Consider the following 11,444-nt stretch of genomic DNA (forward strand, 5'->3'; position numbering starts at 1 on the left):
CGCAGCCTTACTCGGCGGCACGATCGGCGGCGGGCTGGACCATGCGCACTTTCAGGCGGCGCAGGCGGCGCGGATCGCCGTCCATCACCTCGAACTCGATGCCGCTGGGATGGCGGATCACCTCGCCGCGCGTGGCGACGCGCCCGGCCAGGCTGAACACCAGGCCGCCCAGGGTGTCGATCTCCTCGCGCTCGTCGTCGGTGAGGAACGGACCGGCGATCTCCTCCAGCTCCTCAACGGTGGCGCGGGCATCGGCGACGATGGTGCCGTCCGAGCGTTCGGAGAGCTTCGGCCCCTCATCGGTGTCGTGCTCGTCGACGATGTCGCCGACGATCTCCTCTATGAGGTCCTCGATGGTGATCAGCCCGTCGATGCCGCCGTATTCATCGACCACCAGCGCCATGTGGCGCCGGGTCATGCGCATCTCCTGCAGCAGGTCGAGGGCGCGCGAGGACGGGGCCACGATCAGGATCTCGCGGGCGAGCGCGCCGGCGGCGATGTCCTCGCCCTTGTTCAGATGGGCCAGCACGTCCTTGATGTGGACCATGCCGATCACATCGTCGAGCGAGTCCCGATAGACCGGGATGCGGCTGTGGGCCACCTCGCTCATCTGCCGGGACAGATCGGTCAGCCTGGTCGCGTGGTCGACCGCCACGATGTCGGCGCGCGGCACCATCACGTCATAGGCGGTGATGTCGCGCAGGCCGAGCACGTTGCGGATGATCGCGCCCTCATGCGGGTCGATCGGCGAGGCGTCCTCGCCGTTCTCGTCGATCAGCTCCTCCAGGGAGGCGCGGACGGCCGAGGTTCCGTTGCGGCCGAGCCCGACCGAGCGCATCAGCGTGCGCCAGGCTTCCACCAGCGGGCCCCTGTCGGAGCCGCCGTTCCCGTTGCCGTTGTTGCCGTAGGCGGTGTTCTCGCTCATGCGGCCGCTCCCCGCGCGTCGCCGGGCAGCGGCTCGCCGCCGGCATAGGGGTCCGCAATGTCGAGAGAGGCCAGGATCTCGCGCTCCAGCGCCTCCATCTCCTCGGCCTCCACGTCGTCGCCGTGGTCGTAGCCGAGCAGGTGCAGGGTGCCGTGGACCAGCAGGTGGCTGACATGGTCGGCCACGCTCTTGTCCTGCTCCTCGGCCTCGCGCACCACCGTCTCCAGGGCGAGCGAGATGTCGCCCAGCGGCCGGGGGCCGGCGGGCGGCACGAAGCCGGCCGGGAAGGAGAGCACGTTGGTGGAACTGTCCTTGCCGCGATGGTCGCGGTTCAGCTCCCGCTGCTCCGCGTCGTCGGTCAGCAGCAGGGAGACCTCCAGGTCGCCCGAGGCCTCGGCATGGTCCAGCGCCGCCAGGACGGCGCGTTCGGCACGCGCAGAGATATCTGCGACAGCCGTCTCCCAACCGGGGGCCGTAAGGGATATGTCAAGTTCGACCGTCCGGCGCGCGCGGGAAGGTCGGGTGCTAGATCGAGGACGACTGTCGCCCTCGGCAGAAGAATCTTCGTCGGTCATCGACTCTTGTCGCCGGGTAAAAGTACTCCGTCACGGGCATTGTACGCATGAACGATGCGCGTAACCAGGGGATGACGGACAACGTCTGCCGCGGTGAATTCCACGAACCCGACGCCCTGCACGTCATGTAGGTGATCCAGCGCGTCGCGCAAGCCGGATTTGTTGCCGAGCGGCAGATCGACCTGGGACAGGTCCCCGGTCACCGCCATGCGCGAGTTCTCGCCCAGGCGGGTCAGGAACATCTTCATCTGGGTCGGCGTGGTGTTCTGCGCCTCGTCCAGGATCACATAGGCATTGGCCAGGGTCCGGCCGCGCATGAAAGCGAGCGGGGCGACCTCGATCTCGCCGGCGGCCAGCCGCCGCTCCACCATCTCGCCCGGCATCATGTCGTAGAGCGCGTCGTAGAGCGGGCGCAGATAGGGGTCGACCTTGTCCTTCATGTCGCCGGGCAGGAAGCCGAGCCGCTCGCCCGCTTCCACCGCCGGCCGCGACAGGATGATGCGGTCGACCCGCTTGGCCTTCAGCATGGCGCAGGCCATGGCGACGGCGAGGTAGGTCTTGCCGGTGCCGGCCGGGCCGAGGCCGAAGACCAGCTCGTGCTGCATGAGCTGCTTCAGGTAATGGGCCTGGTTCGGCGAGCGCGCGCCGATCGGCCGCTTGAAGGTGTCGAGCCCGGCATCGCCGGCGAACTCGCGCACCCCGCCGACCGCGTCGGCCGCCTGGGCGTATTTCACCGCCGCGTCCACGTCGCCGATCTCGAAGGGATAGGGCTCCTGCCCCTTCTTCTTGGTCTTCTCCAGCCGGCGGTACAGCCCCTCCAGGGTGCCGCGGGCCGCCTGAAGCGACTCCTCGGCGCCGAGGATGCGCACGATATTGCCGAAGGCCTCCAGCTTGACCCCGAGTTTCTGTTCGATGCGCGCCAGATTCCGGTCGTGGTCCCCGAACAAGAGGGGAATCAGGGCGTGGTCGTGGAACTCGAGCTGGACGGAGGCGTCGTCGGCCGTGCCTGTGCTCACGCAGAAACCCTTTCGGCAGGAGGAGGGGGGAGAGACGAAGGCGAAGGGAGATCGGCGTCGACCGTGACGACCCGACCGGACAGGCTGTTCGCCCCGCCCAGATCGATGGCGACGTCGACCAGGGAACCGAGCAGCCGCTCCGGTGCGTCGGCATGGACCGACTGCATCCACGGCCCGCGCCCGACGAGCTGGCCCGGGCGGTTGCCCCGGCGCTCGAACAGCACCGGCTGCACGCTGCCGACGGCGGACTCGTTGAACGCCCGCTGCTGGGCGTTGAGAAGCTGCTGCAGCGCCTCCAGCCGGTCGGACTTCTGCGCCTCGGTGAGCTGGTCGGCGACCGAGGCGGCCGGCGTGCCCGGCCGGGCGCTGTACTTGAAGGAATAGGCCTGGGCGTAGCCGACCTCGCGGACCAGCCGCAGGGTATTGGCGAAGTCGCGGTCGCTCTCGCCCGGGAAGCCGACGATGAAGTCCGAGCTCAGCGCCAGATCCGGCCGGGCGGCGCGCAGCCGGTCGACGATCCGGCGGTAGTCGTCGGCGGTATGGCCCCGGTTCATGGTGTCCAGGATCCGGTCCGAGCCGGACTGCACCGGCAGGTGCAGATACGGCATGAGCGCCGGCACCTCGCCATGGGCGGCGATCAGGTCGTCGTCCATGTCGCGGGGATGCGAGGTCGTGTAGCGGATGCGCTCGATCCCGTCGATCTCGGCGATGGCCCGGATCAGCCGGCCCAGCCCCCAGTCGCGCCCGTCGGGGCCGGCACCGTGATAGGCGTTCACGTTCTGACCGAGCAGGGTGATCTCCAGGGTGCCGGCGGCGGCCAGGCGCCGCGCCTCCTCGATCACCGCCTCGGCGGGCCGCGAGAACTCGGCTCCGCGGGTATAGGGCACCACGCAGAAGGTGCAGAACTTGTCGCAGCCCTCCTGCACCGACAGGAAGGCGGCCGGCCCCTGGGCGGCGCTCTCCTCGGGCAGGTGGTCGAACTTGTCCTCGGCCGGGAATTCGGTGTCGACCACGCCGGCGCCGCGCCGGTTCTCGCTGCCGAGCGCGCGGGTCACCAGTTCCGGCAGCCGGTGATAGGTCTGCGGGCCGAACACCATGTCGACCACCGGCGCGCGGCGCACGATCTCTTCGCCCTCGGCCTGGGCGACGCAGCCGGCCACGGCGATCAGCATCCGGCGGCCCTCGCGGGCGGCCTCCTCCTTCATCACGCGCAGCCGGCCGAGTTCGGAATAGACCTTCTCGGTCGCCTTCTCGCGGATGTGGCAGGTGTTGAGGATCACCAGGTCGGCGCCGTCCACCTGATCGCTGGACGCATAGCCGTGCGGCGCCATGACATCCGCCATGCGGGCGGAGTCATAGACGTTCATCTGGCAGCCGTAGGTCTTGACGTGAAGCTTCTTGCTCAATGGAACCGTCTTGCTCAATGCCGCCGTCTTCCACGAAGACGTTCGGGACTCGCAGACCCGAGCATCCCTCGTCCCTGTCGGGGACAGCGCCAGATCACCTGATCCATCAAGGTCGCGGCTACTCCCGCTTGCTGATCGCGCCGGATGATTGCGGCCGGGTCCGCCTCTCCCTGGACCCTACGAATCGCCACGTTCCTGTCAAGCGACAGTCGCATGACCCAGAGAGGAAGAGTCTAGCGCCCCGCGTTGGCCCGGGCCAGCCCGCCGGCGACCTGGTCCTGGACCTTGGTCGCCAGGGCCTTGCGCGAGCCCGCCTCGTCCACGGTGACCGGGGTGTGGAACTCGATCACCACGGTCAGCGTGCCGAGCGCCGCCACGGTCCACAGGTGGGGCAGCAGGTCCATGTCGCCGTACCAGGCGAAGAACGGCCGCAGGCCCCGGCCGAGCGGCACCTCGTTCAGCCGCGTATAGGCGATCGACACCGGCTGCACCGTCAGCGCGCGGCCCCGGGGCCGGCGCTCGGCGACCGAGAAGAACGCGCTCTTGAACGGCAGGACACGGGTCCCGTCGCCGCTGGTGCCCTCGGGGAACAGGATCAGGTTGTCGCCCGCCTCCAGCCGCTCGGCGATGTCGTCGCCGTGCTTGGCCACCGCCGTGCGCTTGCGGGCGATGAACACCGTGCGCTGCAGCTTGGCCAGCAGGCCGAACAGCGGCCAGGTCGCGACCTCCGACTTGGCGATGAAGCAGCCGGTCACCACCGAGCCGAGCGCGGTGATGTCCAGATAGGAGACGTGGTTGGCGACGAACAGCACCGGCCGCTCGCGCACCCGGCGGCCGCGCACCACGACGCGGATGCCGAGGATGCGGGTGCACAGGCGGTGGTAGAAGCGCGGCAGCCGCTCCGCCAGGCGCAGACGAAACAGCACCGCCACGGCCTGGACCGGGATCAGCGCCAGGGTCAGCAGCAGGTAGGCCGTCAGCCGCAGCGCCGCCCGGGTTTCCGAGCGGATCATGCCGTGCCCGTGGTCGAGCAGGCGCCGCTCCTCGGCCTCGTCGACATAGACCGGGACAAGTCGGCGCGTCGTGGTCGATCCGGAAACCGCATCCGCCATGGTCAGCCGCCCCGCGCCTCCCGTTCGTAGTGCTTGTAGTACTTGTCGGTCACCGCACTGGTCTGGACGATGACGCAGACATCGGTGGTGTTGAATTGCGGGTCCACCACCGCCCCGTCGCCGACGAAGCCGCCCAGCCGCAGGTACCCCTTGATCAGCGGCGGCAGGCCGGCCAGCGCCCGCTTGGCGTCGATCCGGTCGGCCGGCATCCGGTTCATCTCCACATGGAGGTCGTCCAGGGCGCGCACGCGCAACCCGTCCGGCGCCAGGTGGTTGTGATAGAGGTAGCTGAGGTCGCCGCCCACGGCATCCGGGTCGGTGCCGGGCAGCGAGGCGCAGCCGAACATCAGCGTGATGTCGTGCTTGAAGACATAGGCCGCGATCCCGCGCCACAGCAGCTGCATCGTCGGCCGGTTGCGATGATCCCGGTCCACGCAGGACCGGCCCAGCTCCATGATCTCGCCGGGGAAGGCCAGGATCTTGGAGATGTCGTACTCGCCGGCCGTATAGAAGGTCCGCCCGGCCGGAATGCGCGAGCGGCGGATCAGCCGGTAGGTGCCGACGACCGCCTTGGTCCCCTCGCCCTTGGCGTGATCCAGCACCAGCAGGTGGTCGGCGATCGGATCGAAGGCGTCGAAGTCGCGCTTCAGCGCGCCCATCTCGCCGATCGGCTTGGCCGCCCGCTCCTCGTAGAACACCCGGTAGCGCAGGGCCTGGGAGGCGTCGATCTCGGCGACGTCGCGGGCCAGGCGTACTTCCAGATCCCCGGAGGTGATCGCCGGAAAGGCGGCGTCCGGATCGGGCGTGAGGAGGACTGGGCGTTCGGTCGTGTCGCTCATGTGCCGCTATCTGACATCGCGGGATGTCTTTGCGAGGCCTACTCGTCGGCCGTATCGATGGCCGGCGGACCGGATGGCGCGACCGTACAGTCGCGTGCACGTCACGACAAGTCGCAATGCTGGCGTAAGTCGATCGTCACAAAACCTTCTAAATCGGTAGATTTTTAGCCATAACCAAGGCATCCACCGGATGCGCCCGGCCGATGGCGTAGTACCGGTCGCGGCGCGCCACGGTCTGGTATCCGCGCCCGGCGTAGAGCGCCAGCGCCGCCGCGTTGTCGGCGGCCACGTCCAGGATCACCCGCTCGGCACCGGACGCCCGGGCGACCCGCTCGAACCCGGTCAGCAGGGCCCCGCCCCAGCCCGCGCGCCGGGCGCCGGGATCGACCGCCACCGCCAGGACCTCGGCGGTATCGACCACGCACTGGCCGATCAGGAAACCGACCAGACGGCCCTGCGCCTCGGCCACCAGGGACAGGTTGGCCGGACCGGAGAGAAGACCGGTGACCGCCTCCATGCTCCACTGGTCGTCGAATGAGGCCCGCTGAAGCGCGGCGACGGCGTCCGCATCCGCCGCATCCGCGGCGCGCAGCGCCTCCAGCAGACCGTCCCGGCCGGTCATGACGCCGGCATCGTGACGGCGGGCGCCTTCAGGTAGATCGGGCGCAGCGGCCCCTCCCCGCCGGCCTCGGCCCGCGCCAGGGCAACCGCGGCCACGGACCGGGCGTCGAGCACCTCGCAGCCCTCCACCACGCGGACCGACCTGCCGGCCTGCGTCGCGGCGGCCGCCACCGCCTCCGCCGCGTCCCCCGCCACCCGGAAGGTCGCGGACGGCGCCAGGGCCACCGCCTCGGCGGCGGTGCGGACCGCCGGATCGTCGAGCGGGCGGCCCCGCCCGTCGAACCACTGGCAGAACAGGTCGCCGCGCTTGCTGTCCAGAGCGGCCAGCAGCGGGCTATCCGCGGGCCCGGCGGCGTGGGCCAGGGCCTCCAGCGAGGTGACCGGCACGGTGCGGGCGCCGACCGCCAGGGCGAGGCCGCGCGCCGCCGCCAGTCCGATTCGCAGCCCGGTGAAACTTCCGGGCCCGACCGTGGCCGCGATCCCCTCGAGATCGGCGGCCGTCCATCCCGCCTGGATCAGCACCCGTTCGACCATCGGCATGACCACCTCGGAATGCCCGCGGGTCAGGTGCAGGAGCTCGAACGCCCTTGTTTCACCGTTCTCGACGACCGCCGCCGAGCAGGCCCCGGCGGAACAGTCGATGGCCAGCAGCCGTCTCATCGCCTCCCTCTCCCGCCGACTTGTCGATTGCGGCGAAGCGCGCCATTTCGGTTTGCGGCTGGCATGAAGTAGTCTCATCCCCATGAAGTTACGTGATCGAGCCGTCGCGTTCGCGCTGACCCTGACCGGCCTGCTGGCCGCCCCTGCGACCGCCCCTCTCGGGGTCGGCGTGCCGTCGGCATTCGCCGCCGACTCGGCCGTGCTGTTCATGTACCACCGTTTCGGCGAAGCGGAGTATCCCAGCGCCAATATCCGGATCGACCAGTTCGAGGAGCAGCTCGAGGAGCTGCGCACCGGCGGCTACAAGGTCCTGCCGCTGCCGGAGATCCTGGAGAAGATGCGCACCGGGGCCGATCTGCCCGACCGCACCATCGCCCTGACCATCGACGATGCCTATGCCTCGGTCTATGCCGAAGCCTGGCCCCGGCTCAAGAAGGCCGGCTTCCCCTTCACCCTGTTCGTCGCCACCGACCCGATCGACCGGGCCAGCCCCGGCTACATGACCTGGGACCAGATCCGCGAGCTGCAGGCCGGCGGGGCCACCATCGGCAGCCAGACCGCCTCGCATCCGCACTTGCCCGACCTGGACGACGACACGGTGAAGATCGAGCTCGACCGGGCGGCGAGCCGGCTGGCCGACGAGCTGGGCCAGAAGCCGACCCTGTTCGCCTATCCCTACGGCGAATACGGCCTGCGGATCGAAAAGATCGTGGCCGAGCGGGGCTATGTCGCCGCCTTCGGACAGCAGTCGGGCGTGGTCCACGCGACAAGCGACCGTTACGGCTTGCCGCGTTTCGCCCTGAACGAGACCTATGGTGGGATCGACCGGTTCCGGCTGACCGCCAACGCCCTGCCCCTGCCGATCCGCGACCGGGTGCCGGCCGACCTGATCGTCACTTCGAACAACCCGCCGCCCTTCGGCTTCACCGTCGCCCCGGAGATCGGCGATCCGAGCCGCATCGACTGCTACGCCTCGGGCCAGGGCCGCACCCAGACCGAGGTGCTCGGCGACCGGGTGGAGGTGCGCCTGTCTGAGCCGTTCCCGGCGGGCCGGGCCCGGGTCAACTGCACCATGCCGGGGCCGGACGGCCGCTGGCACTGGTACGGAATCCAGTTCTACATCCCGCGCTGAGCTCTCGCTCCCGCCTCAGCTCTGGGGCACGTCCTCCAGATCGTCCCAGCCCCGGCCGCGTTGGATCCGGGTGACGCCGAGCCTGGCGTCGCGGAAGGAGTCCAGGTCGTTCTGGGCGATGATGGTCACCAGCTCCTCGCCATAGACCGCCCCCCGCTCGCTGTAGCGGGTCAGGGTGCGGGCCAGGGTGCGGGCCGAGGCCCCCTCGGCCCGGGCGGCGCGGAAGGCGCGATACCCCGGATGGGTGTTCAGGTTGTGCATGTAGCCGCGCACCGACTCCATCAGGCTGCCGAAGGCGCGCACCGCATGGGCCGCGTCCGGCGCACCGGCGGGTGCGATGCCCTGGGACTTGTCCCAGGTCCACTGGCCGAAGATGGCGTTGCCCTCCAGGGCGAATCGGGACCGGCCCCAGCCGCTCTCGACGATCGCCTGGGCCAGGGCCAGCGACACCGGCACCCTGTCGACGCGCAGCAGGAGGGTCCGTCCCGCCGCCCCGCTCAGGGCCGCCTGCGGGTCCTTGTCGTCGCTGTCGATCACGCCGTACTGGCGGGCGACCGAGGCCAGCCAGCGGGCGTCGTCCCGGCGCAGCGTCTCGTCGTCGCGGATCTTCTCCAGCAGGGCGGCGACCCGGGTGCGGACGATGGCGATCTCGTCATTGGCGCGCAGGATCAGGGGAAGGACGGTGCGCAGGAACGCTTCCTTGCGCGGGCCAACCTCCTCCAGCGCGTCGAAATCCGACGGCAGGGCCGCCAGATACAGCCGGGGAACGTCGGTTTCGCCGGCGCGGACGGTCTCCAGGTCGAAGGACGCCCGCTCATAGAGCCGGAGCAGGGTGGCCGCGGAGGCGACGGTGAACTCGCTGCCGCCGTCGGGCAGCGGCGCGGGCGTCACCACGCGGATCAGCGGCGGCACGTCGCGCGCCGGAAGCGGCCAGTTCGGCGGCCCGAAGGTCAGGGCGGAGACCTGAAACGCGATCAGACACAACGCGCCGGCCACAACGGCCACCGTCCGGCGCGATCCGGATGCTATCCTGTTGGCGGACATGAAGCCTCCCCGTTCCGACCTCGGCCGGAAACGGGGCGACCGGGGTCGGGGTGCAGATGAGATCAGCCGTGGAATGAGGTCAGTAGTAGTCGCCCATGCCGCCGGCGGCGCGCACTTCCCGGACCTCCGGGATGTAGTGCCGCAGCATGTTCTCGATGCCCATCTTCAGGGTGGCGGTCGAACTGGGGCAGCCGGCACAGGCACCCTGCATCGTCAGGGTGACGACGCCGTCCTCGTAGCCATGGAAGACGATGTCGCCGCCGTCCATGGAGACGGCAGGCCGCACGCGGGTGTCGAGCAGTTCCTTGATCTGCGACACGACCTCCTCGTCCTCCGGACGAACCTCGGCCTCGGCGACCTCGGCGCTGCCCTCGGACAGGATCGGCTTGCCGGCGACGAAATGTTCCATGATGACGCCGAGCACCGCCGGCTTCATCAGGTACCATTCCTTGTCATCGCGCTTGCTGACGCTGATGAACTCGTTGGCGAGGAAGACCGTGGTCACGCCATCGACCTCGAAAAGTGCCGCGGCGAGCGGGGAGCCGGCGGCGGCATCCTCCTCCGACTTGAACTCGGCGGTGCCGCTGACCATAACGGTGCGGCCCGGCAGAAACTTGAGCGTCGCCGGATTCGGGGTCTCTTCGGTCTGAATGAACATGACTCATTTCTCCAGTCTGGCATCGTTCGCACGCACGGCTCGGCCGCCGCGTCGATGCCGGCAGTTGGCGCATAGTTGGGGTGCCGACCGATGACGTCAAGTGAGGGCCCCGACCACGACACCGATGCCGCCGGCGCACCACAGGCCGCCGAGCCGGCGCCGGCCGCCCGCGCGACCGTGCTCCGCCGCGCCATCGGGCCGAGCAATGAGGAGGCGCGGCAGCTCGTCCGCTTTCTCGACGATGACGACGATTCCGGCCTGCCGCCGGTCGACCCAAGCCTCACGCCGCTGCAGTGGATCCTCAAGGAGTCGGCCGTCTACACCTCGCGCCGGTTCCTAGCCCGCGACCTCGGTCGGCTGATGGTGGCGCGGGGCTATCCGCTGATGCGGATGACCTATTTCATCACCACCCTGCATCCCCAGGCGACCGGCACCTCCATCGTCTGGTACCGCGACGTCGACGAGCCGCGGCAGATGCGGGTGATGCGCGGCATGCAGCAGACCACCGCCTACAAGCAGAGCCCGCTGCCGCTGATCTTCCAGGGCGCACAGGGAATCCGGCGCCGCCTGGACATGCCGGGCGAACAGAACGACTTCCCGATCCTCGACGACCTGCGCGAAGAGGGGGCGACAGACTATGTCGCCATGCCGCTGGTGTTCTCCGACGGCAACATCAACTTCACCACCTGGACCGCCGACCGGCCGGGCGGCTTCAACACCGAGGAGCTGCGCGAGATCTGGGAGTTCATGCCGGCCCTGTCCCTGCGCATGGAGGTGCTGGAGCGACGCGACCTGACCCGCCAGCTCCTCACCACCTATCTGGGGCGCAACACCGGCGAGCGCATCCTGGCCGGCGAGATCGTGCGCGGCGTCGCCGAGGGCATCCGGGCCGCCGTCTGGTACACCGACATTCGCGACTTCACGACCCTGTCCGACCGGCTCAGCCGGGACGAGATCATCGACCTGCTCGACGAGTATTTCGAGCGGGCGGTCCAGGCGGTCGAGGAGCGCGGCGGCGAGGTGCTGAAGTTCCTGGGCGACGGCATGCTGGCGATCTTCCCGGCCGACCCGTCCCGGGGCGAGGCCGAGGGCGACATGGCGGCCTGCCGGCTTGCCCTGAGCGCGGCGCGCGATACGGTCAAACTGATGCGCACCCTGAACGACATGCGGTTCCGCCAGGCCAAGCCGGCGATCAACTACGGCATCGCCCTGCATCTGGGCGAGGTGGGCTACGGCAATATCGGCGGGGCGGAACGGCTCGACTTCACGGTGATCGGCCCGGCGGTGAACCTGGCCAACCGGATCGAGGGCCTGACCCGCACCCTCGGGGCCCGGGTCCTGGCCTCCCGCGAGTTCTCCGAAGCCTCCGGCGAGCCGCTGACCCCGCTCGGCGCCCATCCGGTGAAGGGGCTGGACCGGCCGATCGACGTCTTCACCCCGCCCGACCTGACGTGAG

The 11,444-nt window shown here is 69.7% G+C and carries 12 protein-coding genes; 2 read left to right on the top strand and 10 right to left on the bottom strand.

Annotation, left to right across the window (positions count from 1 at the left end; translation table 11 throughout):
- Positions 1–7 precede the first annotated feature (7 nt).
- The 8 genes from ACOQOP_RS17965 to tsaB form a co-directional block, all read right to left on the bottom strand.
- Positions 8–925 (bottom strand): hemolysin family protein, encoded by a 918-nt coding sequence (locus tag ACOQOP_RS17965; RefSeq protein ID WP_420563184.1) that lies wholly within the window; start codon positions 923–925, stop codon positions 8–10.
- Positions 922–1,500, bottom strand: a complete 579-nt coding sequence (gene ybeY, locus ACOQOP_RS17970; RefSeq protein ID WP_420563185.1) for an rRNA maturation RNase YbeY — start codon at positions 1,498–1,500, stop codon at positions 922–924. Before ybeY ends, ACOQOP_RS17965 begins: the two co-directional genes overlap by 4 nt.
- A complete protein-coding gene (locus ACOQOP_RS17975) occupies positions 1,497–2,516 on the bottom strand; it encodes a PhoH family protein (protein WP_420563186.1) in 1,020 nt (339 codons plus the stop codon). Before ACOQOP_RS17975 ends, ybeY begins: the two co-directional genes overlap by 4 nt.
- Positions 2,513–3,922, bottom strand: coding sequence for a tRNA (N6-isopentenyl adenosine(37)-C2)-methylthiotransferase MiaB (miaB, locus tag ACOQOP_RS17980; RefSeq protein ID WP_420563187.1), 1,410 nt, complete (start codon positions 3,920–3,922; stop codon positions 2,513–2,515). Before miaB ends, ACOQOP_RS17975 begins: the two co-directional genes overlap by 4 nt.
- 233 nt (positions 3,923–4,155) lie before the next feature.
- Complete coding sequence (locus tag ACOQOP_RS17985) at positions 4,156–5,034, bottom strand: lysophospholipid acyltransferase family protein (RefSeq protein ID WP_420563188.1); 879 nt, start codon at positions 5,032–5,034, stop codon at positions 4,156–4,158.
- 2 nt (positions 5,035–5,036) lie between these two features.
- A complete protein-coding gene (locus tag ACOQOP_RS17990) occupies positions 5,037–5,873 on the bottom strand; it encodes a GNAT family N-acetyltransferase (RefSeq protein ID WP_420563189.1) in 837 nt (278 codons plus the stop codon).
- Positions 5,874–6,021: 148 nt separating this feature from the next.
- Positions 6,022–6,495 (bottom strand): ribosomal protein S18-alanine N-acetyltransferase, encoded by a 474-nt coding sequence (rimI, locus tag ACOQOP_RS17995; RefSeq protein WP_420563190.1) that lies wholly within the window; start codon positions 6,493–6,495, stop codon positions 6,022–6,024.
- Positions 6,492–7,154 carry a tRNA (adenosine(37)-N6)-threonylcarbamoyltransferase complex dimerization subunit type 1 TsaB gene (gene tsaB / locus ACOQOP_RS18000; protein ID WP_420563191.1) on the bottom strand — a complete coding sequence of 221 codons (663 nt, stop codon included), beginning with the start codon at positions 7,152–7,154 and terminating at the stop codon, positions 6,492–6,494. Before tsaB ends, rimI begins: the two co-directional genes overlap by 4 nt.
- Before the next feature lie 82 nt (positions 7,155–7,236).
- On the opposite strand from tsaB, the gene ACOQOP_RS18005 reads away from it, so the two are divergent.
- Entirely contained in the window at positions 7,237–8,286 is a 1,050-nt protein-coding gene (locus ACOQOP_RS18005; RefSeq protein ID WP_420563192.1) for a polysaccharide deacetylase family protein, read from the top strand.
- A gap of 15 nt (positions 8,287–8,301) precedes the next feature.
- Here the strand turns inward: ACOQOP_RS18005 and ACOQOP_RS18010 are convergent, their stop codons facing one another.
- Both ACOQOP_RS18010 and ACOQOP_RS18015 read right to left on the bottom strand, forming a co-directional pair.
- On the bottom strand, positions 8,302–9,291 hold the full coding sequence (locus tag ACOQOP_RS18010; protein WP_420563193.1) for a glucosaminidase domain-containing protein: 990 nt from the start codon (positions 9,289–9,291) through the stop codon (positions 8,302–8,304).
- 118 nt (positions 9,292–9,409) lie between these two features.
- Complete coding sequence (locus tag ACOQOP_RS18015; protein WP_420563194.1) at positions 9,410–9,988, bottom strand: NifU family protein; 579 nt, start codon at positions 9,986–9,988, stop codon at positions 9,410–9,412.
- A 90-nt stretch (positions 9,989–10,078) separates the two neighbouring features.
- On the opposite strand from ACOQOP_RS18015, the gene ACOQOP_RS18020 reads away from it, so the two are divergent.
- Positions 10,079–11,443: an adenylate/guanylate cyclase domain-containing protein gene (locus tag ACOQOP_RS18020; protein WP_420563195.1), complete on the top strand. Its 1,365-nt coding sequence runs from the start codon at positions 10,079–10,081 to the stop codon at positions 11,441–11,443.
- Position 11,444: the final 1 nt, after the last annotated feature.

The sequence above is a fragment of the Thalassobaculum sp. genome, from assembly GCF_965223715.1.
GTDB lineage: Bacteria > Pseudomonadota > Alphaproteobacteria > Thalassobaculales > Thalassobaculaceae > Thalassobaculum.

Excerpts from the sequence above, each read along its gene's own strand:
- ACOQOP_RS17965 (WP_420563184.1), bottom strand. The coding sequence starts at position 925 with ATGAGCGAGAACACCGCCTACGGCAACAACGGCAACGGGAACGGCGGC.
- ybeY (WP_420563185.1), bottom strand. The coding sequence starts at position 1,500 with ATGACCGACGAAGATTCTTCTGCCGAGGGCGACAGTCGTCCTCGATCT.
- ACOQOP_RS17985 (WP_420563188.1), bottom strand. The coding sequence starts at position 5,034 with ATGGCGGATGCGGTTTCCGGATCGACCACGACGCGCCGACTTGTCCCG.
- ACOQOP_RS17990 (WP_420563189.1), bottom strand. The coding sequence starts at position 5,873 with ATGAGCGACACGACCGAACGCCCAGTCCTCCTCACGCCCGATCCGGAC.
- rimI (WP_420563190.1), bottom strand. The coding sequence starts at position 6,495 with ATGACCGGCCGGGACGGTCTGCTGGAGGCGCTGCGCGCCGCGGATGCG.
- tsaB (WP_420563191.1), bottom strand. The coding sequence starts at position 7,154 with ATGAGACGGCTGCTGGCCATCGACTGTTCCGCCGGGGCCTGCTCGGCG.
- ACOQOP_RS18005 (WP_420563192.1), top strand. The coding sequence starts at position 7,237 with ATGAAGTTACGTGATCGAGCCGTCGCGTTCGCGCTGACCCTGACCGGC.
- ACOQOP_RS18015 (WP_420563194.1), bottom strand. The coding sequence starts at position 9,988 with ATGTTCATTCAGACCGAAGAGACCCCGAATCCGGCGACGCTCAAGTTT.
- ACOQOP_RS18020 (WP_420563195.1), top strand. The coding sequence starts at position 10,079 with ATGACGTCAAGTGAGGGCCCCGACCACGACACCGATGCCGCCGGCGCA.